The 26,080-nt window shown below is 66.4% G+C and carries 27 protein-coding genes; 17 read left to right on the top strand and 10 right to left on the bottom strand.

The features are described 5' to 3' along the window. Positions 1 to 25: 25 nt before the first annotated feature. On the bottom strand, positions 26 to 496 hold the full coding sequence (gene lpqV / locus M1247_RS04605) for a lipoprotein LpqV (RefSeq protein ID WP_317155102.1): 471 nt from the start codon (positions 494 to 496) through the stop codon (positions 26 to 28). Positions 497 to 617: 121 nt separating this feature from the next. On the opposite strand from lpqV, the gene M1247_RS04610 reads away from it, so the two are divergent. Both M1247_RS04610 and M1247_RS04615 read left to right on the top strand, forming a co-directional pair. Beyond that, positions 618 to 1,142, top strand: a complete 525-nt coding sequence (locus M1247_RS04610) for a cysteine dioxygenase (RefSeq protein WP_317155103.1) — start codon at positions 618 to 620, stop codon at positions 1,140 to 1,142. 2 nt (positions 1,143 to 1,144) lie between these two features. After that, positions 1,145 to 1,513, top strand: a complete 369-nt coding sequence (locus M1247_RS04615) for a rhodanese-like domain-containing protein (RefSeq protein ID WP_317155104.1) — start codon at positions 1,145 to 1,147, stop codon at positions 1,511 to 1,513. Between the two features lie 430 nt (positions 1,514 to 1,943). On the opposite strand, the gene M1247_RS04620 is transcribed toward M1247_RS04615, so the two are convergent. Genes M1247_RS04620 through M1247_RS04630 form a run of 3 tightly spaced genes read right to left on the bottom strand, consistent with a single transcriptional unit; the run spans position 1,944 to position 5,503 of the window. Beyond that, positions 1,944 to 3,668, bottom strand: a complete 1,725-nt coding sequence (locus M1247_RS04620) for an alpha/beta hydrolase (protein ID WP_317155105.1) — start codon at positions 3,666 to 3,668, stop codon at positions 1,944 to 1,946. A 9-nt stretch (positions 3,669 to 3,677) separates the two neighbouring features. Further along, positions 3,678 to 4,454, bottom strand: coding sequence for an enoyl-CoA hydratase (locus M1247_RS04625; protein WP_317155106.1), 777 nt, complete (start codon positions 4,452 to 4,454; stop codon positions 3,678 to 3,680). Beyond that, positions 4,451 to 5,503 carry an enoyl-CoA hydratase/isomerase family protein gene (locus M1247_RS04630; protein ID WP_317155107.1) on the bottom strand — a complete coding sequence of 351 codons (1,053 nt, stop codon included), beginning with the start codon at positions 5,501 to 5,503 and terminating at the stop codon, positions 4,451 to 4,453. The genes M1247_RS04625 and M1247_RS04630 overlap by 4 nt, the downstream gene beginning before the upstream one ends. A gap of 172 nt (positions 5,504 to 5,675) precedes the next feature. On the opposite strand from M1247_RS04630, the gene M1247_RS04635 reads away from it, so the two are divergent. Together M1247_RS04635 and M1247_RS04640 are read left to right on the top strand one after the other, a co-directional pair. Then, on the top strand, positions 5,676 to 6,518 hold the full coding sequence (locus M1247_RS04635; protein ID WP_317155108.1) for a Bax inhibitor-1/YccA family protein: 843 nt from the start codon (positions 5,676 to 5,678) through the stop codon (positions 6,516 to 6,518). Positions 6,519 to 6,738: 220 nt separating this feature from the next. Further along, positions 6,739 to 7,359, top strand: coding sequence for a DUF559 domain-containing protein (locus tag M1247_RS04640; protein ID WP_317155109.1), 621 nt, complete (start codon positions 6,739 to 6,741; stop codon positions 7,357 to 7,359). A gap of 68 nt (positions 7,360 to 7,427) precedes the next feature. Here the strand turns inward: M1247_RS04640 and M1247_RS04645 are convergent, their stop codons facing one another. Together M1247_RS04645 and M1247_RS04650 are read right to left on the bottom strand one after the other, a co-directional pair. Next, on the bottom strand, positions 7,428 to 8,645 hold the full coding sequence (locus M1247_RS04645; protein WP_317155110.1) for an acetyl-CoA C-acetyltransferase: 1,218 nt from the start codon (positions 8,643 to 8,645) through the stop codon (positions 7,428 to 7,430). 31 nt (positions 8,646 to 8,676) lie between these two features. After that, positions 8,677 to 9,627: an SGNH/GDSL hydrolase family protein gene (locus tag M1247_RS04650; RefSeq protein ID WP_317155111.1), complete on the bottom strand. Its 951-nt coding sequence runs from the start codon at positions 9,625 to 9,627 to the stop codon at positions 8,677 to 8,679. Between the two features lie 193 nt (positions 9,628 to 9,820). Here M1247_RS04650 and M1247_RS04655 point away from each other — a divergent pair, with 193 nt between their 5' ends. From M1247_RS04655 to M1247_RS04670, 4 genes are all read left to right on the top strand, one after another. Beyond that, positions 9,821 to 10,858 carry an alpha/beta hydrolase gene (locus M1247_RS04655; RefSeq protein ID WP_317155112.1) on the top strand — a complete coding sequence of 346 codons (1,038 nt, stop codon included), beginning with the start codon at positions 9,821 to 9,823 and terminating at the stop codon, positions 10,856 to 10,858. Between the two features lie 29 nt (positions 10,859 to 10,887). Next, positions 10,888 to 12,282: a cystathionine beta-synthase gene (locus M1247_RS04660; RefSeq protein WP_317155113.1), complete on the top strand. Its 1,395-nt coding sequence runs from the start codon at positions 10,888 to 10,890 to the stop codon at positions 12,280 to 12,282. Positions 12,283 to 12,538: 256 nt separating this feature from the next. After that, a complete protein-coding gene (locus M1247_RS04665; RefSeq protein WP_317155114.1) occupies positions 12,539 to 13,540 on the top strand; it encodes a DUF2189 domain-containing protein in 1,002 nt (333 codons plus the stop codon). Positions 13,541 to 13,637: 97 nt separating this feature from the next. Continuing rightward, positions 13,638 to 14,792: a cystathionine gamma-synthase gene (locus M1247_RS04670; protein WP_317155115.1), complete on the top strand. Its 1,155-nt coding sequence runs from the start codon at positions 13,638 to 13,640 to the stop codon at positions 14,790 to 14,792. A gap of 86 nt (positions 14,793 to 14,878) precedes the next feature. Here the strand turns inward: M1247_RS04670 and M1247_RS04675 are convergent, their stop codons facing one another. The 3 genes from M1247_RS04675 to M1247_RS04685 all read right to left on the bottom strand — a co-directional run bounded on the left by M1247_RS04675 (position 14,879) and on the right by M1247_RS04685 (position 16,725). Then, positions 14,879 to 15,547 (bottom strand): GOLPH3/VPS74 family protein, encoded by a 669-nt coding sequence (locus M1247_RS04675; RefSeq protein WP_317155116.1) that lies wholly within the window; start codon positions 15,545 to 15,547, stop codon positions 14,879 to 14,881. Positions 15,548 to 15,584: 37 nt separating this feature from the next. Next, positions 15,585 to 16,079 (bottom strand): transcription elongation factor GreA, encoded by a 495-nt coding sequence (gene greA, locus M1247_RS04680; protein ID WP_317155117.1) that lies wholly within the window; start codon positions 16,077 to 16,079, stop codon positions 15,585 to 15,587. 223 nt (positions 16,080 to 16,302) lie between these two features. Continuing rightward, entirely contained in the window at positions 16,303 to 16,725 is a 423-nt protein-coding gene (locus M1247_RS04685; RefSeq protein ID WP_317155118.1) for a DUF4307 domain-containing protein, read from the bottom strand. Between the two features lie 94 nt (positions 16,726 to 16,819). On the opposite strand from M1247_RS04685, the gene mca reads away from it, so the two are divergent. From mca to M1247_RS04705, 4 genes are read left to right on the top strand one after another with little or no spacing between them, the layout of a single operon-like run. Beyond that, entirely contained in the window at positions 16,820 to 17,701 is an 882-nt protein-coding gene (mca, locus tag M1247_RS04690) for a mycothiol conjugate amidase Mca (protein ID WP_317155119.1), read from the top strand. Continuing rightward, positions 17,698 to 17,979 (top strand): hypothetical protein, encoded by a 282-nt coding sequence (locus M1247_RS04695; protein WP_317155120.1) that lies wholly within the window; start codon positions 17,698 to 17,700, stop codon positions 17,977 to 17,979. Before mca ends, M1247_RS04695 begins: the two co-directional genes overlap by 4 nt. Before the next feature lie 57 nt (positions 17,980 to 18,036). Next, on the top strand, positions 18,037 to 20,013 hold the full coding sequence (locus tag M1247_RS04700) for a thioredoxin domain-containing protein (protein WP_317155121.1): 1,977 nt from the start codon (positions 18,037 to 18,039) through the stop codon (positions 20,011 to 20,013). 10 nt (positions 20,014 to 20,023) lie between these two features. Next, the gene (locus tag M1247_RS04705) at positions 20,024 to 20,395 is read left to right on the top strand and encodes a nuclear transport factor 2 family protein (protein ID WP_317155122.1); all 372 of its coding nucleotides are present in this window, start codon (positions 20,024 to 20,026) and stop codon (positions 20,393 to 20,395) included. A gap of 54 nt (positions 20,396 to 20,449) precedes the next feature. Here the strand turns inward: M1247_RS04705 and trhA are convergent, their stop codons facing one another. Further along, positions 20,450 to 21,190 (bottom strand): PAQR family membrane homeostasis protein TrhA, encoded by a 741-nt coding sequence (gene trhA / locus M1247_RS04710; protein ID WP_317155123.1) that lies wholly within the window; start codon positions 21,188 to 21,190, stop codon positions 20,450 to 20,452. Between the two features lie 54 nt (positions 21,191 to 21,244). Here trhA and M1247_RS04715 point away from each other — a divergent pair, with 54 nt between their 5' ends. From M1247_RS04715 to M1247_RS04735, 5 genes are all read left to right on the top strand, one after another. Then, positions 21,245 to 22,036, top strand: a complete 792-nt coding sequence (locus M1247_RS04715; protein ID WP_317155124.1) for a (2Z,6E)-farnesyl diphosphate synthase — start codon at positions 21,245 to 21,247, stop codon at positions 22,034 to 22,036. 12 nt (positions 22,037 to 22,048) lie between these two features. Then, positions 22,049 to 23,410, top strand: a complete 1,362-nt coding sequence (locus M1247_RS04720) for a hypothetical protein (protein WP_317155125.1) — start codon at positions 22,049 to 22,051, stop codon at positions 23,408 to 23,410. Positions 23,411 to 23,527: 117 nt separating this feature from the next. Continuing rightward, complete coding sequence (locus M1247_RS04725) at positions 23,528 to 23,965, top strand: hypothetical protein (RefSeq protein ID WP_317155126.1); 438 nt, start codon at positions 23,528 to 23,530, stop codon at positions 23,963 to 23,965. Positions 23,966 to 24,063: 98 nt separating this feature from the next. After that, complete coding sequence (locus M1247_RS04730) at positions 24,064 to 24,468, top strand: hypothetical protein (RefSeq protein WP_317155127.1); 405 nt, start codon at positions 24,064 to 24,066, stop codon at positions 24,466 to 24,468. Positions 24,469 to 24,596: 128 nt separating this feature from the next. Next, positions 24,597 to 26,057 carry an FAD-dependent oxidoreductase gene (locus tag M1247_RS04735; protein WP_317155128.1) on the top strand — a complete coding sequence of 487 codons (1,461 nt, stop codon included), beginning with the start codon at positions 24,597 to 24,599 and terminating at the stop codon, positions 26,055 to 26,057. Positions 26,058 to 26,080 lie beyond the last annotated feature (23 nt).

A 26,080-nucleotide genomic window follows, 5' to 3' on the forward strand; every position in this document is an offset into this window, starting at 1 on the left:
GTGGATTAACGCAAGATGATTCGAACTAACTGCACAGTTGGTCGGCGGCCGCCCGGACCGCGACGATGACCGCGGCCTGACGGGCCGGTTCGAGCTCGGCCCAGGCCTTGTTGTAGGTGCCGGGGCCGGGGACCGCGTCCGGAGCCTGCAGGCTGCCCAGATACGGCTCGATCTGGGCCTTGGAATCGCCGCCCTTCTCGTCCATCCACACCCTCGCGGCATGGCAGGCCTGGAAATACTCGTCCTCGGTGGACTGGGCGTCGGCGCCGACCGCGGTGGTCACCCCGCCCGGTGACACGCCGACCTGCCCTGGTTCCGCGGTCGGAGTCTCGGATCCGGTGGCCGAAGTCGTGGTCGTGGACACCGACGACGATGCCGGCGACGACTCGGCGGATTGATCCGAACCGGACTCCGAACCGCACCCGGCCAGCAGGCTCATACCGGCTACTGCGATGGCTCCGACTGACAGCTGAGCGGCCCACGTGTAACTGCGCATGTCGCCAATCTATGCAACACTGGCCGCCATGACGGTAGGGACCGGATATCAGGAGTGTTGTCGGGCTCGGTAGAGCGCCGACCGACCTCTCATATCCATCCGTCATTTCTGGAGTTCTCTCATGCTGTCGACCCTTGCGTCCACCCCTGTGCCCGCCGTGTCCGCGCCAACCCGGCTGCGGGTGCCCGACCTGCTCCACACCACCGACCGCGTCGCTGACGACGCCCTGTCCGGCCGCTACGACCGACTGCTGCGGGGACTACCGCAGGACGAACGCTGGTACACCCGGCTCGAAGGTAACGACGAACTCGACGTCTGGCTGATCAGCTGGGTCCCTGACCGCTCCACCGAACTGCACGATCACGGCGGATCACTCGGTGCGCTGACCGTGGTGTCGGGGGCTCTGACCGAAACCCGCTGGGACGGTGGCGCGTTGAAGCGCCGGCGGATCGGCGCAGGCAGCCAGGCGGCATTTCCACTGGGCTGGGTGCACGACGTGGTACGGGCTTCGGGTCCGGTGGTCGAGCCGACGCTGAGCGTGCACGCCTATTCGCCGCCGCTGACCGCGATGTCGTACTACGAGGTGACTTCGCAGAACACCTTGCGCCGCAACCGCACTGAACTCACCGACGCTCCGGAGGGATGACCATGAGCCGTATCGATGCCGTCCTGGCGGCCGCCCGCGCTCGGTTGGATCGCCTGCCCGCCGCAGACGTGTCCGACGCGCTGGCCGGGGGAGCGGTGCTGGTCGACATCCGCCCGGCCGCGCAGCGCGCTGCCGAAGGGGAGGTGCCCGGCGCGCTGGTCATCGAACGCAATGTCCTTGAGTGGCGGTGCGATCCCACCAGTGACGCACGGCTGCCGCAGGCCGTCGACGACGATGTGTACTGGGTGATCCTGTGCTCGGAGGGTTACACCTCCAGCCTGGCCGCTGCCGCACTACGCGATCTGGGCCTGCACCGGGCGACCGACGTCGTCGGCGGGTACCACGCGCTGGTTGCGAACGGGCACCTGTAACAACCCTTTTCGCTGGCGTGTCCTTTGGCCTGGCGTGTCGCCCGGCGCGAATGGGTGTTGCCCGGCCCGCCTATTAGCGACTTTGTCGCTGAAATCGCCCCGTGGGCACCACTGGTAGCTGCAGCACCTGGCCGCTGGTCACAGGTGCCACTGTCGACACGGTGGCACCTGTAGTAACGCGATTTTGGCTGCCCGCCTATTAGCGACTTTGTCGCTATTAAGCGGGCAGGTCAAAATCTGTGGCATATGTGGCCGAGCTGACTGAGGTGTCCAGTGTGATTTCCCGGTTGGGGTTGACGTGGGCCATGTGCCTGCTGTGGCGTTTTCAGCGACTTTGTCGCTATTAGGCGGGCGGGTCGACACACCCGCGTGGAGCCGGAACTGCTGTGACCGATGTGACCCCAGAGGTGACGCCCAGAGCCGCAGGGGCTCAAGCGTTCTCGTTGTTGGACAACAGCGGGCGCAGCTTTTCGGTCTTCTCCGGTGTCCACCCGGGCGGTTGCATGATCGCCGCCCACGCATTGGCGACATCCTTGACATACACGTGGCCGTGCCCGTCGGGAACGTCTACCGCCACCGCCATATCGGCCGACACCTGCAAGAACGTGACCACCGGGATCCACTCCATCCGCGGCGACACGTCGCCGCCCCGCGGTTCTTTCAGCCAGTCCGGCTTGGCGAACAGTAGATCCGGCGTCCACCACGAAATCGGGTCGGAAGCGTGTTGCAGGTACACCACTCGTGGGTCGTCCCACGGTTGGTCGGGCCGGTTCAGATTCTCGGGCCGCGCGACGAACCGGGCGTTCTCGCCCTTGTCGTAGATCGGCAACCATTCGGGTGAACCCGCGTCGCGATTACGGGTCAGGTCGGTCCAGATCGTGTTCTTGAACGTGGGTCCGGAGAACAGGGCGCCGTCGGTGCGGGCGACGAGATTGTTCAGCGCCAGGAACGGTGCCTCGCCGCCGAAGGACCCGAGGCTTTCGCCGAACACCACCAGCTTGGGTCGGCGATCTTCGGGCAGTTCCCGCACCAGCGCGTCGATGGCCTCGAACAACACCTGGCCCGCCTCCCTGGCGTTCTCCTGGTCCACCAGGAATGACAGCCAACTCGGCAGGAACGAGTACTGCATCGACACGATCGCAGTGTCGCCGTTGTACATGTACTCCAGCGCCGAAGCCTCGGCCTCGTTGATCCAGCCGGTGCCGGTGGTGGTGGCCACCGCGATCACCTGGCGGTCCAGACCGCCCGTGCGCAGCAGCTCCCTGGCCGCGAGCGCGGCGGTTGCCCTGATGCCGTCTGCGGAATGCAGCCCGGCGTAGGCGCGGATCGGTTCCACCGCGGGTCTGCCGTTGAACCTCGTGAGTTGCTCGACGCTCGGGCCCGCCGAGACGAACACCCGGCCCTGGTGGCCGAGTGACTCCCAGTCCGTCAACGACTGCGGGCCGCCCGAACGCAACGGGGACATCGGAGCCGGGAAGTCCGGATCGGTCTCGTCGTTGACCGCGGCGAACGTCTTGTTGATGGTGTCCATGGCGACCCGGGCCACCACGCCGTTGAGCAGTGCAACGCTCAATGCCAACAGCAGTGCCACCACGACCACCGCCGAAACGCGGGGCGGGAGAAAGCGATCGAACCGCAGATCGAGGAAATGCACGAGTCTTCCGATCAGCTGACCGATCTCGACGAAGAAGAACAGCACCACGATCGACAGCACGGCGGTCAGTGGGTGGTCCCAGAATTCGAGCCTGGGCACACCCATGAGATCGCGGATGTCGTCCTGCCAGACGTGGAAGTAGATGATCATCAGGATCTGCCCGACGATGCCGACCACCACCAGCGTCAGCCATGCCCATCGCGGGGCCTTGGGGCTGGTGTCCACCGAGCGCATGTAGCGCACCAACCACACCCCGAATACGCCGAGGCCGTAGCCGACCGCGCCGGCGCCGCCGCTGACCAGGCCCTGGAACAGGGGACCGCGCGGCAGCAGTGACGGCGTCATCGAGGACCACAGGAACACCAGACCCACGGCCGTCCCGAAGAACGTGTAATGCCGCACCCACCACGCGGGTTTGACGGGTGCCTGCTCGACGGGTGCGTCGGTGGTGCCCCCGGCGGCGTCCGCGGTGTCTGCAGTGTCTTCCGGGGCGTCGGTCACCCCAGCACTTTAGCGATGGGTGAAGTTCGCGGCGCGCTTCTCGGTGAAGGCGGCCATGCCTTCCTTCTGGTCCGCGGTCGCGAACGCCGAGTGAAACAGCCTGCGCTCGTAGAGCAGCCCCTCGGTGAGAGTCGACTCGAACGCGCGGTTGACCGCTTCCTTGGCCATCCGCGATGCGGACAGCGACATGCCTGCGATGGTCTCCGCGACGGCGAGGGATTCGTCGATGAGGGAATCGGCGGGCACGATCCGCGAGACCAGCCCGGCACGTTCGGCTTCGGCTGCGTCGATGGTGCGGCCGGTCAGGATGAGATCCATGGCCTTGGCCTTACCGATGGCGCGGGTCAGCCGCTGGGACCCGCCCATGCCGGGCAGCACACCGAGCTTGATCTCGGGCTGGCCGAATTTGGCGGTGTCCGCGGCGATCAGGATGTCGCACATCATCGCGAGCTCGCAGCCGCCGCCCAGGGCGTACCCGGCGACCGCGGCGATGGTGGGGGTGCGGGTGGCGGCGAACTTCGACCACAGTTCGAAGAAGTCGGCCGAGTAGACGTCGGCGAACGACAGTTCAGCCATCTCCTTGATGTCCGCACCGGCGGCGAACGCCTTCTCGTTGCCGGTGACGATGATCGCCCCGACGCCCGAATCCTTGTCGAGTTCCGCTGCGGCCGTGGTGACTTCGGTCATCACCTGGCTGTTGAGGGCGTTGAGTGCCTTGGGTCGGTTCAGGGTGATGGTAGCGACGCGGTCGGTGTGGGTCACCAGGATCGTCTCGAAGTTGCTCATCGGTTGTCCTCCTGAAACATCAGATCGGGGTCGGCGGGAACGAAATACGCGTCGACGTCAGCCTGGGTCACTGCCGCGATCGAGGCCGGGGACCATTGCGGGTTGCGGTCCTTGTCGACGAGCTGCGCACGGATGCCCTCGACGAGATCATGGGACCGCAGGGACGCCGACGAGGTGCGGTATTCCTGACGCAGCACGTCCTCAAGCGTCTCCAACTTCGCCGCGCGGCGCACCGCTTCGAGTGTCACCGCCACGGAGACCGGGGAACGGGTGGCGATCAGGTCGGCTGCGTCGACCGCGGCGGTGCCGGCGGCGTGACCCTGCAATGAGGCCATGATGTCGGCGACGGTGTCCCCGGCATAGCAGCTGTCGATCCAGTCCCGTTGGGCCAGTAGTTCGCTGGCCGGTGGCTCGATGGCGTGGGCGGTCAGGGCCGCGTCCACGCCATCGTTGACGACCGCTTCGGTGAAGTCGGTGAGCGCGGCATGCGGCACGTAGTGGTCGGCGAAGCCCATCGCGATCGCGTCGGCGCCGGTGAACGGCGCACCGGTGAGCGCGGCGTGCAGGCCCGATCCGCCTGGGGCCCGGGACAACAGGTAGGTGCCGCCGACGTCGGGGATGAACCCGATGCCGACCTCGGGCATCGCCATCTTCGTGGTGTCGGTGACCACGCGAGCGCTGCCGTGCCCGGCGACTCCGACGCCACCGCCCATCACGATGCCATCCATCAGTGCGACATACGGTTTCGGATAGCGGCCGATGTAGGCATTGAGCAGATATTCGTCGTGCCAGAACCGACGCGCGTCGGCCCCGCCTGCCTTCGCACTGTGATAGATCGCCACCACGTCGCCGCCTGCGCACAACCCTCGTTCACCGGCGCCGGTGAGAAGCACGGTGTGCACCGACTCGTCGTGCTCCCACCCGCGCAGCGCGGCTGAGAGGGCCGTGACCATCGGCTCGGTGAGCGAGTTGATGGCCTTTGGCCGGTTCAGGGTGAGGATGCCGACGCCGTTCCGCACACTTACTAGGACGTCCTCGTTTTCTGCCACGAACTGCAATCTAGTTCGGTACCCCACAGCGGCGCGCGACGGGTAGGGTTTGCCTCAAGATCGAACCTGGACGTTTCCTGGGAATGTTTTTTGGCAAACCGGGAACCTGCCCCCATCCAAGAACGTTGACCGAGTAGTTCGTAGTAGAACCAGCACAGGAAAGGACCCGACGGTGCGCGAATCAAGCAACCCGGTATTCCGGAGTCTGCCCAAGAATCAGGGCGGATATGCACAGTTCGGTACCGGAGCCGCCGGCTTCGGTGCGCAGCAGGTACACGCGCAACCGCACGAGTACCTGGAACAGCAGCAGACGGGCGTCTCCCGCCCGATGACCATCGACGACGTCGTCACCAAGACCGGCGTCACGCTGGCGGTGTTGTCGGCCGTCGCGGTGGTTTCCTACTTCCTGGTCTCCGCCAATATGGCCTTGGCGATGCCGTTCACGCTCATCGGCAGCCTCGGTGGCCTCGCACTGGTGTTGATCGCCACGTTCGGCCGCAAGCAGGACAATCCGGCCATCGTGTTGAGCTACGGCGCGCTGGAGGGCCTGTTCCTCGGTGCGATCTCATTCGTCATCGCCAATATGTGGTCCACCGGCGGCGGCGCGATGATCTTCCAGGCGATCGTCGGCACGCTCGGCGTGTTCTTCGGCATGCTCGTCGTCTACAAGACCGGCGCCATCCGCGTCACGCCGAAGTTCACCCGGATGATCGTGGCCGGCATGTTCGGTGTCTTGGCGCTGATGCTGCTCAACCTGGTGCTCGGACTGTTCGGCGTCGGCGGCGGGGCGGGCCTCGGCTTGCGTGACGGTGGCATGCTCGCCATCGGCTTCTCACTGCTGTGCATCGGCCTGGCGGCATTCAGCTTCCTGATCGACTTCGACGCTGCAGACCAGATGATCCGCGCCGGTGCACCGGAGAAGGCCGCGTGGGGCGTTGCCCTCGGCCTGACGGTCACGCTGGTGTGGCTGTACATCGAGATCCTCCGGCTGCTGTCGTACTTCAACAGCGACTAGCAGCCCCACCCCGAGAAAGGCGTCCGCGATTGCGGGCGCCTTTTTCATTTGGGTTGAGCCATCGACGTTGACTGTGCAGTGAGGGCGCACGCTACTCGCACGAATGCGCCCTCACCGCAGAGTCAACGTCGACGGCAGCTATCCACAGTGACCGTTTCATCCACAGCCCGGCGGTGCCTCTGCCTCGTCGCTGCACGGGGCTAAGTGGATCGGTGAGGACATGCCGGTCGAGTTGATCTGGTCCAATCCACGGCCACCACTACAGATCATCTGCCGAAACGACCTGCTCTTCGAGGAGGAGATTCAGCGCATCGACGGTTTGCCTGTCACGACACCCGATCGCACGGCATTCGATCTCGGTCGTCGGGGGCAACTCGGAGCTGCAGTTGCCTGCCTTGACGCGCTGTCCGGGGCCACGGGCTTCAAAGCCGATGACGTTCTGCTGCTGGCCGAAAGGCACCGTCGCGCACGCGGATTGCGGCAGCTCGAGGCCGCGTTGGACCTGTTTGACCCCGGCGGCCAGTCGCCGCAAGAGACGCGACTGCGCCTGATGCTCATCGATGAGGGATACCCGCGACCGCAAACCCAGATTCCCGTACTCGGACCCGACGGCTATCCGAAGTACTACCTCGATATGGGGTGGGAGGACATCATGCTGGCGGTCGAGTATGACGGTGTGCAGCATGCCGATCAGCTCGGTTACGACATTGTGCGCCATGAGTACATCACCGACGTCGGCTGGACGACGGTCAGGGTGGCAGCCGGTCATCGTCGCCCGGGAATCCTCCGCCGGGTGTACCGCGAATGGAACCGTCTCCGGTCCCCGTTGACTGTGCGGTGAGGGCGCACGCTACTCGCACGAATGCGCCCTCACCGCAGCGTCAACGCCACAAGCGTCAACGCCACAAACTAGGAGAGGCGCTCCACCACCATCGCCATGCCCTGTCCGCCACCGACACACATGCTCTCGATGCCGAACGTCTTGTCATGGGTCTGCAGGTTGTTCAGGAGCGTGGCGGTGATGCGGGCGCCGGTCATGCCGAACGGGTGACCCAGCGCGATCGCGCCGCCCGAGACATTCAGCCGGTCCACATCCATGCCCAACTCGCGGGCCGAGCCCAGCACCTGCACCGCGAACGCCTCGTTGATCTCGTAGAGGTCGATGTCGGACAGCTTCATCTTCGCGTTGCCCAGTGCCTGCTTGATGGCCTCGATCGGACCCAGGCCCATGATCTCCGGTGACAGGCCCGAAACGCCGGTGGACACGATGCGGGCTAACGGGGTCAGTCCGAGCTCCTTGGCCTTGGTGTCGCTCATGATCACCACGGCGGCCGCGCCGTCGTTGAGCGGGCACGCGTTGCCGGCGGTGATGGTGCCGTTGGGGCGGAACACGGGCTTGAGCTGGCTGATCTTCTCGTAGGTGGTGCCCGCGCGCGGCCCGTCGTCGGTGCTCACGGTGGTGCCGTCGGGCAGGGTCACCGGCACGATCTCGCGCTCGAAGAAGCCGCTCTTGATGGCTTCTTCTGCGCGGTTCTGGCTGCGCACGCCCCAGTGGTCCTGGTCCTCACGGCTGATGCCGGTGAACAGCGCGACGTTCTCGGCGGTCTGGCCCATCGCGATGTAGACGTCGGGGATGTTGCCGTCCGCGCGGGGGTCGGTCCAGGAGTCGGCACCTTCGGCCTGCTTGACGGTGCGGGCCTGAGCCTCGTCGAACAGGGCGTTCTTGCTGTTCGGTGCGCCGTCGGCAGCGCCGACACCGAAGCGCGACACCGTTTCCACGCCCGCGGAGATGAAGGCGTCGCCCTCGCCGGCCTTGATCGCGTGGAACGCCATCCGGGTCGTCTGCAGCGACGAGGAGCAGTAGCGGTTGACCGTGGTGCCGGGCATGAAGTCGTAGCCGAGCTCGACGGCGACCGCGCGGGCGATGTTGTAACCCGCCTCGCCTGCGGGCTGTGCGCAGCCCATCATGAGGTCGACGACGTCGTGCGGATCGAGGGCCGGGACCTTGTCGAGCACGGCCCTGACCATCTGCGCGGCCAGGTCGTCGGGACGCATGGTGGCCAACGAGCCCTTGACAGCCCGGCCGATCGGAGAGCGGGCAGTGGCGACGATGACGGCTTCGGGCATGACGACTCCTAAGTGGTTGCTTAGGGCAAACTTAACCGGCGTGCACGACGATGGGCGCGGGCACCCCGGTCGAGCGCCGCCACAGCCTGCTCACGTCGCCGAACCGCGACAGCAGGGAACTGCCGTCGGCCGCTCCGGACTCCAGTGCCGCATCACCGTCCCACTCGCCCAAGGCATTACACAGAGCAGGAAGCAGCTGACTGGCGGCGAGCGCATAACCGGCCGCCGACGGATGGAACATGTCTTTGGAGAACAGCAACTCGGGGGCCTTGTAGAACTCGGGCGCGAGCAGGTCGGAGAACGGCACTGGAACGCCCCCGGCCGCGCGGACGGCGGAGGCCTGCACGCGGGCGAGGCGTAACCCACGGGTGCGGGCGACCAGGCGTAACGGCTGCGGGATCGCGGTGATCACGCCGAAATCCGGGCAGGTTCCGACCGCCACGACGGCGCCACTGGCCCGCAACCGGCTCACCGCCCGGCCCAGTCGGCGTGCCGAGGGCCCGATGCCGTTGAGCGCGGTGATGTCGTTGGCGCCGATCATGATGACCGCCGCGTCCGGGGGTGGTCCGGCCACGAACATCGCATCGATCTGGCCGGACAACCCCTTGGAGGTGGCGCCCACGATTGCCTTGGTGCTCAACCTCACGCGTCGGCCGAACTGTTCGGCCAGGCCGCGGGCGATCAGTACGCCGGGCACTTCGTCCGCGTCATGGCAGCCGTAGCCGGTGGCGGTGGAGTCGCCGAACACCATCAGGTGCAGATCGAACGGGACACCGCGTTCCCAGCGCTGCACCGGGCCGCCGTCGGGCACGTAGACGCCGTCGGCGCGGGGCGGGATCTCCCACGATTTCGGGATGACGCGTCGGGCCTGGTCAGCCTGCCCGGAGAGCAGGCTGCGCGCTCCCACATACGCGGAGCCGGTAGAGGCCAGCGTTGCCGCGGCCGTGAGGGCGATGGTCGAGCGACGCGAACGAATGTCCACGCTGAACATATTAGTGCGATATCGCGTGTTCTCTGCGTGGCAACGCGGTCCGCCGATCACGGTGCGGTATCAAGTCCGGTATCAAAATAGATTCTTTGATTGTTGAAACTATTAACGATGGCAAGCTAAGTTACCCGGGTTGTCTGAGTGACGTAGCACACCGAGCACTACAACGGCGTAGGAAGTGGTGGCGATGACCGCACCGAGCAAGGTATCCCGCTCTCCGAGGGCTGGCATAAGCCCAGCTAGATTGCACCGCGCGCGCAAGTTTCCCGTCAGTGACGGCGCACCCGTCGAGGTGGTCGAGGACGGGCCGAGTCTGGCAGGCCGACTGACTTCGCTGGCGGCGATGCTGACAATCAGGCCGACGCTGGCAATTGGTAGCCACGCCCCCCGTCTCCCGTGGCCATTCGGGATCGTCGACTTCGCGGCGCGGATCCTGCGTCCGGCCCCCGGCACCATCAGGGCCACCATCGGACTACCGCACTGCACGGCGCGGCTGGTGCGTGCCTCCGGCGTGCTCCCGGCCGACGGCAAGCGCAGCGTCATCCTCTACCTGCACGGCGGTGCGTTCCTGGCGTGCGGCGCCAACACACACTCCGGGATCGTGACGGCGTTGTCCCAGTACGCCGACAGCCCGGTGCTGGTCGTGGACTACCGGATGGTGCCGAAGCACTCGGTGGGCACGGCGCTCGACGACTGTTACGACGCCTACCAGTGGCTGCGGCTGACCGGTTACGAGCCCGACCAGATCGTGCTGGCGGGTGATTCCGCGGGCGGGTACCTAGGGTTGGCGTTGGCTGAGCGCCTGCTCGATGAGGGTGAGGAGCCGGCCGCGCTGGTCACGATGTCGCCGCTGTTCGAGGTCGACAACACCGCACGCGCCAATCATCCGAACATCCGTCGTGACGCCATGTTCCCGGCGAAGGCGTTCGACGCGCTCGTCGAACTCGTCGAGGCCGCGGCGCAACGCAAGGGCGAGGACGTCTACGAGCCGCTCGATCACATCGAACCCGGGCTGCCGCGCACGCTCATCCATGTGTCCGGCTCCGAAGTGCTCATCAGCGACGCCCGCAAGGCCGCTCGCATGCTTGCCGCGGCCGGGGTGCCGGTCGAGGTTCGGGTTTGGCCAGGTCAGATGCATGTTTTCCAGCTGGCGTCGCCGTTGGTGTCCGAAGCGAACCGCTCGCTGCGGCAGATCGGTGACTACATTCGTGAGGCCACCTGGTGAGTGTTACGAGGGCCTGACACGATGGACACATGCGCATCGCCAGGCACGTCAGTGAGCTCATCGGCAACACCCCTCTGGTGCAACTGAACTCAGTTGTGCCCGAAGGCGCGGGTCTGGTTGCGGCCAAGATCGAGTACCTCAACCCGGGCGGCAGCGCCAAAGACCGCATCGCGGTCAAGATGATCGACGCCGCCGAGGCCAGCGGCGAGCTCAAGCCGGGTGGCACCATCGTCGAACCGACCTCCGGCAATACCGGCGTCGGCCTGGCCCTGGTGGCGCAGCAGCGCGGCTACAAGTGCGTCTTCGTCTGCCCCGACAAGGTCAGTGAGGACAAGCGCAACGTGCTGCGCGCGTACGGCGCCGAGGTCGTGGTGTGCCCGACGTCGGTGCCGCCGGACCACCCCGACAGCTACTACAGCGTTTCCAACCGGCTCACCGAGGAGATCGAGGGCGCCTGGAAACCAGACCAGTACTCCAACCAGATGGGGCCCGCCAGCCACTATGAGACGACCGGGCCGGAGATCTGGGCGGACACCGACGGCAAGGTGACACATTTCATCGCCGGCGTCGGCACCGGCGGGACCATCACGGGCACCGGGCGGTACCTGAAAGAGGTGTCCGGCGGGAAGGTCCAGATCATCGGTGCGGACCCGGAGGGATCGGTGTACTCCGGCGGGACCGGGCGGCCGTACCTGGTGGAAGGGGTCGGTGAGGATTTCTGGCCAACGGCCTACGACCCGACGGTTCCCGACGAGATCATCGCGGTCTCTGATGCCGACTCGTTCGACATGACCCGGCGGCTCGCGCGTGAGGAGGCGCTGCTGGTCGGCGGATCGTGCGGCATGGCCGTGGTGGCCGCGATCGAAGTGGCCCGCAAGGCCGGGCCCGACGCCGTGGTGGTCGTGTTGCTGCCCGACGGCGGTCGCGGATACCTGTCGAAGATCTTCAACGACGGATGGATGTCGTCCTACGGCTTCCTGCGCACCCCGCTCGACGGGTCGATCGAGCAGCCGACCGTCGGCGATGTTCTGCGTGGCAAATCTGGTGCGCTGCCGGACCTGGTGCACACCCACCCGTCGGAAACCGTGCGCGACGCGATCGGCATCCTGCGCGAGTACGGCGTCTCCCAGATGCCGGTGGTCGGCGCCGAACCTCCGGTGATGGCAGGCGAAGTGGCAGGCAGCGTGTCGGAGCGGGTGTTGCTGTCGGCGGTGTTCGAGGGCCGGGCGAAGCTGGCCGATGCAGTGTCGGAGCACATGAGTCCGCCGCTGCCGCTGATCGGTGCGGGGGAGTTGGTCAGCACCGCGGCCAAGACGTTGCGTGAGTACGACGCGGTGATGGTGGTCGAGGAAGGCAAGCCCGTCGGCGTGTTGACCCGTCACGACCTGCTCGGATTTCTCTCGGCCGCAAGCGGTCGGCGATAGGTCGCGTCAGAACCGCTGCTATCAGCACCTTCTCAGGTATGGTGAGCTGGCTCAGGGCCAGCAAACTCAGTACCGGAAGGCCTCCATGACCGATCAACCGTCACCGCACCCTGGAAATTGTTGTCGCCGCTCCCGTCAAATGTGGTGCGCAGTGCGTAATCTGCCCTCTGAGCCATACCGCTCGCCATGGATCTAGGTGCTGGCAGGACGTGACGGCCATATCGAGGTCGTCACCCGAGATGAGGAGCCAACAGTCGTGACTGATCAACCGCCGCCGCCCCCCGGTAACTACCCGCCGCCGCCCCCCGGTGGTGGCTACCCACCGCAACCCCCTCCGGGCGGCTATCCGCCACCCCCGCCTCCGGGCGGCTATCCACCACCGCCGCAGGGTGGTTACCCACCGCCGCCCCCGCCGCAGGGTGCTGGCTATCCGCCACCGCCGCCTCCGGGAGGGCAAGGAGGCCCGGGAGGCCCGGGTTACCCGCCCCAGGGTGGTTACCCACCGCCGGCCGGTTATCCGCAGCAGGGTGGTTATCCACCGGCAGGCGGCCCCGGTTTCGGTGCGCCCTACAGCGTCGGTGAAGCGTTCTCGTGGGCGTGGAACAAGTTCACCAAGCACCCGACCGAACTGGTTGTGCCGACGTTGGTGTTCGGTCTGGTCTATGCCGTGCTGCAGGGCATCATCCAACTGATCTCGAGTTCGTTCGGCACCGTCGACAGCTCGTCCTATGGCGACTATGACTACTCGGCGAGCTACTCGATGGGAACCGGCGGGATCGTCGTCAGCATCATCGGCGGGCTGGTGATGCTGGTGGTCGTGGGGGTGATTCAGTCTGCGTACATCAACGGCATGCTCGACATCGCCAACGGCACCCCCGTGACGATCGGATCGTTCTTCAAACCACGTAACGTCGGCAACGTCGTCATTGCCTCGTTCGTGTCCGGCATCATCGTGGGTATCGGCACCGTGCTGTGCATCGTCCCCGGCATCATCGCGGCGATCATGTTGATGTTCACCACCGTTGCGGTGCTCGACCGCAACGTCTCCGGTATCGAAGGCATCACCACGAGCTTCAACGTCGCCAAGGCCAACTTCGGCCCGGTGGCGTTGACCTGGCTGGTCACCGTGGCGCTCGCGATTGTCGGCGCACTGCTCTGTGGCGTCGGCCTCCTGGTCGCCTATCCGGTGCTCTCACTCATCACGGTCTACGCCTACCGTCGCCTCACCGGCGGCCAGGTGGCACCGCTGAGCCCGTAGTCACACCCGTTTGACGCTGCGCCCGCGGTGCACAAGGCCGAGAGGCCTGCACCGTGGGCGCACTGTCATTGCGGGGTCCCGATAGGCTCAACGGGTTATGAGTGAACAGCGCAAGTGGCACGGTCTGGCCACGAAAGCCATCCATGCCGGTTACCGCCCCGACCCGGGCACCGGAGCCGTCAACACCCCGATCTACGCCAGTTCGACGTTCGCCCAGGACGGCGTCGGCGGGCTGCGCGGCGGATTCGAATATGCCCGCACCGGCAACCCGACGCGCTCAGCGCTGGAGGCGTCGCTGGCCGCCGTGGAGGAGGCCGCCTACGGCCGGGCATTCAGCTCGGGCATGGCCGCCACCGACTGTGCGCTGCGCGCGGTGCTACGCCCGGGCGATCACGTGGTGATCCCCGATGATGCCTACGGCGGCACGTTCCGGCTCATCGACAAGGTGTTCACGCAGTGGGGCATCACCCACACTCCTGTACCCCTGAGCGATGTGGACGCGGTGCGCTCGGCGTTGACGCCGAACACCCGGCTGATCTGGGTGGAGACGCCGACCAACCCGCTGCTGTCCATCGCCGACATCGCGGCGATCGTGCAGATCGCGTCGTCGTCGGGTGTGAAGGTGTTGGTGGACAACACCTTCGCCTCACCCGCGTTGCAACAGCCGCTGCTGTTCGGCGCCGACATCGTGCTGCATTCCACCACCAAGTACATCGGTGGCCATTCCGACGTCGTCGGTGGTGCGCTGCTGACCAACGATGAGGAACTCGACACCGCATTCGCGTTCCTGCAGAACGGGGCGGGTGCGGTCCCGGGGCCGTTCGACGCCTACCTGACGATGCGTGGGCTCAAGACCATGGTGCTGCGGATGCGTCAGCACAGTGAAAATGCGGCCCTGATAGCCGAATTCCTCGACGGGCATCCGGCGGTCGAGTCGGTGCTGTACCCCGGTCTGGCGAGCCATCCCAATCACGACGTCGCGGCGCGACAGATGACCGGCTTCGGCGGCATGGTCTCGCTGCGGCTGCGGGGTGGAGCGCAGGCGGCCCGTGAATTGTGCTCCCGCACAGAGATTTTCATTCTCGCCGAATCGTTGGGCGGAGTGGAGTCGCTGATCGAATACCCGGGCGCGATGACGCACGCGTCGACGGCGGGCTCCCAGCTCGAGGTACCCGATGATCTGGTGCGGCTCTCGGTGGGTATCGAGCACGCCGCCGACCTGCTGGCCGACCTCGAGCAGGCACTCACCTGACCCGGCGAGCAGACGCGCCGGTACCCAATTGCGGGCACTTCCGGGTACCCAGGTGTCTGCTCGCGCAGGAAACGCAGGGACGTCTGCTACATCAACGCCGCACGTAACGCCGACGTCGTCACTGCCAGATTCATCTCGGGCAGTGCGGTGGCGGCGTCGTCAACCCAACCGCCGGTCGAGATTTCGGTGGCGCGGGCATGCACCCAGCGCCAGCCGCGCTCGTTGAGGCTCAACACCGCGCCCAGGCCGTCTACGGCGTGCAACAGACACACGATTGCCGCGACGGCGGGCACCGGAGTCTGTCCGTCGAACAGGGCCGCCAGCAGCGCCGACCGAGCCTGACTCACCCGTTCGCGATCGGTGAGCGGCCAGCAGTACGCGGGACTGGTTCGAAAACCTTTGCCCGGCAAGCGGACTCGACGGATCTGACCGGTGCGCTCCAGATGCAGCTCGAGGTTCTGCTGAGTGTGCTTGCGTAGCTTGCCCAGTGCCGCGGCGGCAGGCAACGGTCGTCGCTGCAGCAGCTGAAAAGCCGGATCTGCCACCGGATCCGGTGGCCAATCGCCCGCGAGCGCCACCAGCAACCCCGCCTGGATCGGCTCGTCGGCCATGGCGGGCCGAATTCGGCAGGCGTAGGCCAGATCCAGCAGCACCGCCGCGCTCAACACCCGTTCCCGGCGACGCTTGTCCAATGCCGGCTGTGCCGACGCGTTGTCAAGAAGCAGCAGGAACAGATCCTCGGCGATTTGCGCCATTTCCCCGACTGTAGTGCTTTCCCCCGAGCGTCGTGCGCTAGGAGTGGTAAGGCTCTGCGCTCACCAGCGTGACCTTGACGGTGTTGCCGTTGGGCACGGTGTAGGTGCGGGTTTCGCCCACCTTGGCATCCAGCAGGGCCCCGCCCAGCGGCGAGTTGGGGGAGTACATCTCGAGTTTGCCGTCGGTGATGCCTTCCTGGCGGGTCGCGATCAGGAAGGTCTCGGTGTCGTTTTTGTCGTCGTCGTAGTAGACCTTGACGACCGAGCCGGGCAGCGCCACACCGGACTGCTTGGGTGCCTCGCCGACCTTGGCGTTGTTCAGCAGCTCCTGCAGCTGACGGATACGGGCCTCCTGCTGACCCTGCTCTTCGCGGGCGGCGTGGTAGCCGCCGTTCTCCCGCAGATCGCCCTCTTCGCGGCGGTCGTTGATCTCGGCAGCGATGACCGGGCGATTGGCGATCAGCTGATCCAATTCTTCCTTCAGCCGGTCGAATGCATCCTGGGTGAGCCAGGTGACCTGCGTGTCGGTCATGTTCGCGCTCCTGTCGTTCGTTGCCTCGCGCTTACCGCGTACGAAGTTCTGTAGTTTCGGGCTGGGCGCATCAGCGTGTATTGCCGCGATTGCCGGGGTGATCTGCCCGCTAATGCAGCAATACACGGCCCCAGCGAGGAACCGTGTATCGCACAATCGTACCACCGTGAGGTCGGCTGATCTTCACGGTTTAGCCCTTCGGCATTGGTTGCGCCAGCTCAGATCAGGGTGCCACCAGATAGGAAGGCACGTCCATGCCGCACCCGTAGACATCGCCCATGGCCGGCGGACGGCTGGTCTTCACGGGCGCTGTGACCTGCACTGTCTTGTGATCCGACGGGGCCACCAGCACCTCGCGGCGGCCTGTCTCACTCCCGTCGACCGAGCGGGCCCGCACGATGCACACCACGGATCGAGACGGATCCGCACGGGTCACCCCGATCGTCACCGACACGGTCTCGTCGTCGATCACCTGATAGGCGGTGAGCTCGCCTTTCACATCGCCGCTGCCGAAGCGTTGCGAGGCGACAACCGCCACGATCACGCCTGCCACCACCACCAGCGCAGCGATCGCGATCACGATCCAACGCCGGGTCCGGCGGGGTAGCGGTTGCCGTCCGTAGCGGGCGGCGGGACGTTCGATCATCAGAACTGGAACTATAGGACGAGAGTCGCCGGGCCAAGGTATCCGGCCGGGTACAGGAATTAGGTAAGAGGTCGCCGTAGTTAGATGAGACGAAATGAGTGAACTGCGGTTGATGGCGGTGCATGCGCACCCGGACGACGAGTCCAGCAAGGGCGCGGCGACCACCGCGCGGTACGCGGCCAAAGGTGCACGCGTCATGGTGGTGACCCTGACCGGCGGCGAGCGCGGCGACATCCTGAACCCGGCGATGGACCTGCCCGAGGTGCACGGGCGGATCTCCGAGGTGCGCCGCGACGAGATGGCCAAGGCCGCCGAGATCCTCGGCGTCGAGCATCACTGGCTGGGGTTCGTCGACTCCGGGCTGCCGGAAGGCGATCCGTTGCCGCCCCTGCCCGAGGGGTGCTTCGCGGTGGTGCCCCTGGAAGAGCCCGTCGAGCGCCTGGTCCGCGTCATCCGGGAGTTCCGCCCACACGTGCTGACCACCTATGACGAAAACGGCGGGTATCCGCATCCCGACCACATCCGCTGCCACGCGGTATCGGTGGCCGCCTACGAGGCGGCCGCCGACTACCTGCGGTATCCCGATGCAGGTGAGCCGTGGAGCGTCTCCAAGCTGTACTACAACCACGGCTTCCTCAGGCAGCGCATGCAGCTGCTGCAGGACGAGTTCGCCAAGCACGGTCAGCAGGGGCCATTCGCCAAATGGCTCGAGCACTGGGATCCTGATCACGACGCGTTCGCCGGCCGGGTGACCACCCGCATCGAATGCTCCGAATACTTCAGTCAGCGTGACGATGCGCTACGGGCACACGCCACGCAGATCGACCCGAAGGGTGATTTCTTCCATGCGCCGATCGAGTGGCAACAGCGGTTGTGGCCGACCGAGGAGTTCGAGCTGGCCCGGTCCCGCGTGCCTGTGACGCTGCCGGAAGACGACCTGTTCGCCGGCATAGACCCCGGGGCTGACCAGCCATGATCGACACGCTGACCGCCGTGGTGACGCTGCTCGCCGACGAGCCGCGCAACACCGGCCCGGACTTCGGCAAGGCCAGCCCGTTCGGCCTGGTGATCGTGGTGGTGTTGTTGATCGGAACGTTCGCCCTGGTGTGGTCGATGAACCGGCATCTGAACCGCCTGCCCGAATCCTTCGACCCCGAACACCCCGAACCCGATCAGGCGGTCGACGAAGGCACCGTGGGTGCCGAGCCCGAGCCGCGGCCCGAGAACGGAAACTCCACGAGCGGACCGGACTGACCGTTCGGGCGTGAGACCGGCCGCGCGGACGATCACCGGGGAGGCCAGACTGGTCCTGTGGCCAACCGACTGAGCGCGTCCACCAGCCCGTACCTGCGCCAGCACGCCGACAATCCGGTGCACTGGCGTGAATGGACGCCTGAGGCACTTGCCGAGGCGGCCGAGCGGGACGTTCCGATCTTGCTGTCCATCGGCTACGCGGCCTGCCACTGGTGCCACGTGATGGCGCACGAATCGTTCGAGGACCCCGACGTCGCCGCGGCGATGAACGCCGGGTTCGTCTGCATCAAGGTCGACCGGGAGGAACGGCCCGACCTGGACGCCGTCTACATGAACGCCACGGTTGCGCTGACGGGGCAGGGCGGCTGGCCGATGACGTGCTTTCTGGCCCCGGACGGGCGGCCGTTCTTCTGCGGAACCTACTACCCCAAGCCCGGTTTCATGCAGCTGCTGGCCGCGGTCGCCGAGACCTGGCGGGACCGCCGCGACGAGGTCGAGCAGGCCTCGGACCGGATCGCCGACGAACTGCGGTCGATGTCGGCCGGTTTGCCAGGCGGCGGTGCGCCGGTCGGGCCCGAACTGTGTGACCACGCCGTGGCAACAGTGCTCAACGACGAGGACACCGCGCACGGTGGATTCGGTGGTGCGCCCAAGTTTCCGCCGTCCACACTGCTTGAAGGTCTGCTGCGACACCACGAACGCACCGGGTCCGGTGAGTCGTTGGCTGCGGTGGAACGCGCGTGCACGGCGATGGCCCGTGGCGGGATCTACGACCAGTTGGCCGGCGGGTTCGCCCGCTACAGCGTCGACCCGTACTGGGTGGTGCCGCACTTCGAGAAGATGCTCTACGACAATGCGCTGCTGCTGCGCGCCTACGCACATTGGGCGCGGCGCACCGGGGATCCACTGGCCAAGCGGATTGCCACGGAGACAGCGCAATTCATCATCGAAGATCTCGGTGCCGGTGGAATGTTCACCTCGTCGCTGGACGCCGACGCCGCTGGCCGCGAAGGCCTGACGTATGTGTGGACTCCTGCGGAATTGCGCGCGGTGCTCGGCGAGAGCGACGGAGACTGGGCCGCTTCACTTTTCGCGGTGACCGCCGACGGGACGTTCGAACACGGCGCCTCGGTGCTGCAACTGCCCGCCGACCCTGACGATGTGGACCGGTTCGTCTCGGTGCGGTCCACGTTGTCGGCCGCACGGGGTCAACGGCCCCAACCCGGCCGGGACGACAAGGTGGTGACGGCGTGGAACGGGCTGGCCATCACCGCGCTGGCGGAGGTCTCGGTGGCCTTGGACCGGCCCGAATTCCTTGACGCGGCTTCGGAATGCGCGCGCCGCCTGCTGGAGCTGCATGTGGTGGACGGGCGGCTGCGCCGGGCAAGTCTGGGTGGCCGGGTGGGCGAGAGCGCAGCGATCCTGGAGGACTACGCGTGCCTGGCGACGGGCCTGCTGACGCTGTATCAGCTGACCGGCGCCTGGCTCACCGAGGCCGTCGGATTGGTCGACGTCGCGTTGCGGCACTTCGCCGATCCCGAGCAGCCGGGGCGTTGGTTCGACACCGCTGACGACGCCGAGAAGCTGATGGTGCGCCCTGCCGACCCGATCGACGGCGCGACGCCGTCAGGGGCGTCGACGATCGCCGAGGCACTGCAACTGGCCGCACACCTGACGTCGTCGGAGACCTATGCCGCCGCGGCCCAGGACACGTTGTCCTCCGCGACACCGATTCTGGCCAGGGCGGCGCGCTCAGGCGGGCACTGGCTGGCGGTGGCCGAGGCCGCGGTCCGCGGGCCGATCCAGATCGCGGTGGCCTGTGACGGATCGACATCCGAATTGTTGTCCGCCGCGCGGAAACTGGCACCGGGCGGGGCCATCGTCGTCGGGGGTGCGGTGAATTCCTCGGAGCTGCTGATCGACCGTGACGGGGTGGGCGGTGCAGACGCCGCGTACGTGTGCCGGGGGCGGGTCTGCGATCTTCCGGTCACCACCGTCGCAGAACTCGCCGCTGCCCTGGGCGTGGCCGTGTAGCCTCGCGGCCATGCCCAACGCCGAGCAGATCACCCAGACCGTCAACCGCTATCTCGAGCTGGTTGCCAGTGGCAGTGCCGACGACATCGCCGATCTGTATGCCGACGACGCCACGGTCGAGGATCCGGTGGGTGGTGAGGTCCACATCGGCCGCGCCGCGATCCGCGGGTTCTACGCCAACGTCGAGAACGTCAAGGCCAAGGCCGAATTGGTGACGCTGCGGGTGGCCGGGCACGAAGCGGCGTTCCATTTCCGGCTGACCCTGGACTTCGGCGAGAACAGCATGCGCATCGAGCCCATCGACGTGATGGCGTTCGACGGTGAGGGCAAGATCGCGGCGATGAAGGCCTACTGGTCACAGAGCGACGTCACCCCGCTGTAACTGTGATTTCGGCGTGATCGGTTGCGCTCAGCGCAACCGATCACGCCGAAATCACTAGAACACGGCGAACCACATGGCGATGTAGTGGCAGATCGCCGCGACCGCCGTGCACGCGTGGAAGAACTCGTGATGGCCGAACGTCGTCGGCCAGGGGTTGGGCCACTTGAGTGCGTAGAGCACGCCGCCGACGCTGTAGAGCGCACCGCCGACGATCAGCAGCACCACCGCCGCCACACCGGCGCCCTCCATGATCGGCCCGATGAACCAGGCCGCCACCCAGCCCAACAGGATGTAGAGCGGCACCCCGAGCCAGCGTGGTGCTGACGGCCAGAACATCTTGAGCAGCACGCCCGCGATGGCGCCGCCCCAGACGATCCAGAACAACACCATGCCCTTGGATTCGGGCAGCGCGAGCAGGGCAAACGGGGTGTAGCTACCGGCGATGAAGACGAAGATCATCGAGTGGTCGAGCCGCTTCATCCATTTGCGGGCGCCGTCCGATTTCCACGTCACGCGGTGATAGGTGCCGCTGACTGTGAACATCGCCACGATGGTGAAGGTGTAGAGCAGTGTCGCCAGGCCGGCGCGCGTGGATTCCACCGACCACGACACCGATACCAGCGCCGCCCCGGCGATGAGCGCGATGATCGCCGAATACACGTGGATCCAGCCGCGGGCGCGTGGTCTGCCGAGGAACTGTGCCACGCCGTCGGCGACGGCCTCGGGCAGGTCTTCGGCTTGGCGGTTCACCGCGGCTGCACGGTAAGGCTTGCTGGCATTGATTGGAGCGGTCATCTCACCTCCATTAAGCCATGGGGTACCCCGACGATCACAGTAGTCTGGATTCTCGTGGACATCATTCCCCCGCGGCTCAAAGAACCGGCCTACCGGCTCTATGAGATGCGGTTGCGTCATGAGCTGTCGCAGTCCAAATCCGAACTGCCGCGCCACATCGCGGTGTTGTGCGACGGCAACCGGCGCTGGGCCCGTGACGCTGGTCACGATGACGTCAGCATCGGCTACCGGATGGGTGCGGCCAAGATCGCCGAGATGCTGCGCTGGTGCCAGGCCGCGGGCATCGAGATGGCGACCGTGTACCTGTTGTCGACGGAGAACCTGCAGCGTGACCCCGACGAATTGGCCGGGCTGATCGAGATCATCACCGACGTCGTCGAGGAGATCTGCGCACCACCCAACAGATGGAGCGTGCGCACCGTGGGTGACCTGGAGCTTCTCGGTGAGGAGCCGGCCCGACGGCTGCGTGAGGCCGTGCAGTCCACCAACGGCAACGGCAGTGGTTTCCATGTGAACGTCGCGGTCGCCTATGGCGGGCGACAGGAAATCGTCGATGCGGTCCGCTCGCTGCTGAACAAGGAGCTGGCCAACGGCGCCACCGCCGAACAACTCGTCGAGGCGGTCAGCGCCGAGGGCATCTCGGAGAACCTGTATACCTCCGGCCAGCCGGACCCCGATCTGGTCATCCGGACGTCGGGGGAGCAGCGACTGTCCGGATTCCTGTTGTGGCAGAGCGCCTATTCGGAGATGTGGTTCACCGAGGCGTACTGGCCGGCGTTCCGTCGCGTCGACTTCCTGCGCGCCCTGCGCGACTACACCGCGCGCCACCGCCGCTACGGGAAGTGACACACTTAACAGATGGCTGCGTTGTCGGCAGTGGTCTTCACGCTCAGCTGGTGGTTGGGGCTGTATCTGCTCGCCCGCGACCCACGCAAACCCGTCCTGGTGCTCGCCGCCATCGGGCTGACGAGCTTCGCCGCAGTCGTCGCGCTTGACGTCGTCCGGGTGGCCGCCGGTTCGGAACTACTCGGCCGCATCGAGATCTACCTCGTCGCGGTGCCCGGCATCGCCTGGTTCGCCGTGCTGATCGAACTGGCGCGGCCCCGCGACACGTGGCGGGCCCGTGCCGGTGAGATGGCCGCCATCGGGGTGGTCGCGGTGCTCGCCTTCGCCGGGGCTGCCATGGCGGGCAGCGTCGACGGTCCGCTGCGCACCGGCCACTGGGTGCTCTTTGCGGTGATCTCGCTGTCCTCGCTGGGGGCGATGATCAAGGCGGTCATCGGCGGTGCCAAACCGATGCCGGTGGTCGGCGTGGTCGTGATCGCGACACTGTTCTTTGCGCTGGGCAACGCGATCCTGATCATTCCGCTCGGGCTGGTACCCAGCTGGCTGGCGTTGGCCTCCACCGGGTTCGACGTCGCACTCCTCGGTATCGCGGTCGCGATCTGGGATGCCTTCGACGAGGGCCAGGCGCTGCGCGCCGATATGCGGCGCTCCATCATCGGCACGCTGGTGGTCGCGGTGCCGTTCGGCGCGCAGGCCCTCATCGGGATGGCCGTCCTGGATTCGGGCGACGGCCGGTTGGCGATGACGGTACTGCTCTTCACCAGCCTGGCGGTCGCCGTCGCCGTCCAAGTCCTCGCAGGCCCGCTGTCGGGGCTGTTCGACCGGCTGGCGTTCTGGCGTTCACCAGTGTTGCGCGCCGATCGTGAGGCGCTGCGTCAGACCGAGGCCGCGTTACCGCTGCGGTCGGGCAGTCCGCTCGACGGCATCGAGGACGACGCGTTCGTCCGGCTGACCCGTCGCGCGCTGGGCCATTACGGCGACCTGTCGAAACTGGTGGCCAGCCCGCTGACCGCGCTACCCGCAATCGATGTCCGCCTGGCCGAACGCGGCGCACCCGATCAGCCCCTGGAACGGGCCAACGAACTCAAGGCGTTGCTCGCCGACCGGATCGCTGCGCTCAAACCGCGCGACGGCGGCGACTTCGGCACCACCGAGCAGTGGCGCCACTACAACTCGCTGTATTTCCCGTACGTCGTCGGGGTGCGGGCCTACGCGCAGAATGCCACCGCGGCCGGGCTCGATCCGGTCGCCCGGCAGGCGTGGCAATGGTTCGTCACCGAGGTGCCGCAACGGTCTCTGCACAACTGGCAGAACGCCGCGGCGCGGGTGATCGCCGCGGATCTGCGCGGCAGTTTGGTGACCGCGGCCGACTGAGTTCACGCCGCTGACCTGGGGTTGGCAGTGCTTGGCAGCGTCTGGCGTCGATCTGGCAGCACGATCTGAGCAGTCTCGGTGGTGTTCCACAAAAGCCTCACTGCCGAGGAGCTCGACATGACCGCCATCACCACCCGACCACTGTCCGACTCCGAGCCTGATGTCGCCGCAGGCGCGGCTCTTGGCGATTCACTACTGCGGTTCGCGCTGCGCGCCGACGCGACACTGTGCGCCGCGGTCGGCCTGCTCGTCGCGATGACCGCCGATTCACTGGCGCGCATCTCGGGCCTGTCTGCGACGTCCGGATGGATCGTCGGCGCGGGCCTGGCCGGCTACGGCGTGCTGCTCTATGTGCTTGCCGCGGTGCCCGATATCCGCCGCGTCGGCATCAGCGTCGTCGTCGGCAACGTGCTGTTCACGGTGGCCGCAGTCACCACCGTGATCGCCGGCTGGCTGCCGTTGACGGGCTTGGGTGCCGACCTGGTGCTCAGCTTCGTCGCCGCCACGGTAGGCCTGGCCTGGCTGCAATACCGCGGAGTGCGCCGTCTGGCGTGACTCCCTTCCCGCCGGTGCGGGGGCTGCAGCCGAAAGAGGTTGCGGCTGTGGGTCCCCGCACCGTGCTCACCAGTAAAAACACCACCAGAAGGAGAATCATGACCGCCCTCACCGCCTCAGGCACCGCCACCGCTTCAGATTCGCTGCTACGTCTGGCGATGCGGGTCGACGCCGTGCTCGTCGGCATCGCCGGTATCGCGCTCTTGGCCGCCGCCGGGTGGTTCTCGGAGCTGACCGGCCTGTCGAAGCCCATCGAATACGGGGTCGGCATCTTCTCGGTCGCCTACGGTGTCGTCGTGTTTGCGCTCGCCGCGATCGAACGCGTCCGCCCCGCAGGCATCGGCACCGCGATCGCCAACGCGCTGTGCACGGTGATCGCGGTCACCGCCGTGCTGACCATGTCGCTCACCACCGCAGGTGTCGTGGTACTCATCGCCACCGGCATCTACACCGCGGTGATGGCCGAATGGCAATACGCCGGGGTGCGCCGCATCAAGGCCTGAACCGATTCGACATCGCCCGGAGCCGCCGGTTCCGGGCGATATCGCCGTTCAGATTCGAGTAGCCGACTACCTGCCTCGACTGCGGTATACCCGCGCACACTGATCCCTGGAACACCAGGGAGGCGGCCATGACCACGACAGCTGCTGAGCGATGTGACGTCTGCATCGTCGGTGCAGGTATCGCCGGGCTGAACGCTCTGTTCGTGGCGAGCCGATACCTGGACCGGGACCAGACCGTGATTCTGATCGATGGGCGGCAGCGGGCCGGCGGGATGTGGGTCGACACCTACCCGTACGTGCGACTGCACCAGCCGCATCCGATGTTCACCGCGGGCAACATCGCCTGGACGCTGGGACGCGAACCGTCGTACCTGGCTACGAAAGATGAAGTGCTGGGCCATTTCGCGCACTGCCTGGACGAGATCCGCAAGCGCGTCACCGTCGACGAACGGTACGGCTGGGCTTTCGAATCAGATGAAGCCTCCGACGAGAGAACGGGCGAGCGGGTACGCATCACCTGCCGGACCGCCGATGGCCGGCCACGGGTGATCGAGGCCAGGAAGCTCATCAAGGCTTACGGCCTCCGGGTGACGCCCAACGAGGCGCTGGAGATCTCCAGCGCACGGGTCAGGTCGGTGTCGCCCGACTACTGCGATGTGCGCGACGGTGAGATGAGGGAGAACGACACCCCGGTGTGGATCATCGGCGGTGGCAAAACCGCCATGGACACCGCCCACACACTGATCACCCAGTACCCCGGTCGCGAAGTCAACCTGGTGGCCGGCTCCGGCACGCTCTTCACCAGCCGGGACAAGTTCTTCCCCACCGGCTTGCGGCGATGGTGGGGGAGCACGCTGTTGAGCGGCGTGGCCATCGAACTGTCCCGGCGGTTCGACGGGACCAACGAAGGCGACGTCGCGAGCTGGTACCGCGCCAATTACGGCACGTGGCTGACCTCTGAAACCGGCAATTTCCTGTTGGGTGTGCTGTCGGAGTCGGAGAACCGCGCCATCGCAGCGGGATTGAACGACGTGATCATGGATCACTTCGTCGATGCCGTGGACCGCAATGGAACAGTCGACCTCGTATTCCGCAGCGGCGCGTCAAAAGCCATCCAGGCGGACAGTTGGATCGTCAACTGCACCGGATATGTCACCAACAACGAGCATCCCTACGAACCCTATGTCGCGGCCGGCGGTGCGGTCCTGTCGATACAACCCCGCTCTGCCACAATGCATTTGACGTCATACATGGCGTATTACCTCACCCACCTGATGTTCTTGGGCAAGCTGCGTGACACGCCGCTGTATGAGCTCGACATGCAGGAGCTGTGGAAGAAGTCCAAAACAGTTTTCCCGTATACGTTGTTCGCGCTGGCACAGTACAACCTTGGTCAGATTGTCGACGTCGTGCCGACCAAGGTGTTCGGCGAATGCGGGCTCGACTTCGACCGGTGGTATCCGCGCCCGCGGCGCACCCTCGGTGGCATACGGTTCATGCGAACCCACCGGGGCGCCCGCGAGCACCTGCGTCGCACCCTGGACACCGTGCATGACCGGTTCGACGTCCGGTGTGGACCGCTCACCTAACCCCGCGAGCAGACAGTTCGGTA

Source organism: Mycobacterium appelbergii (assembly GCF_032883035.1).
GTDB lineage: Bacteria > Actinomycetota > Actinomycetes > Mycobacteriales > Mycobacteriaceae > Mycobacterium > Mycobacterium appelbergii.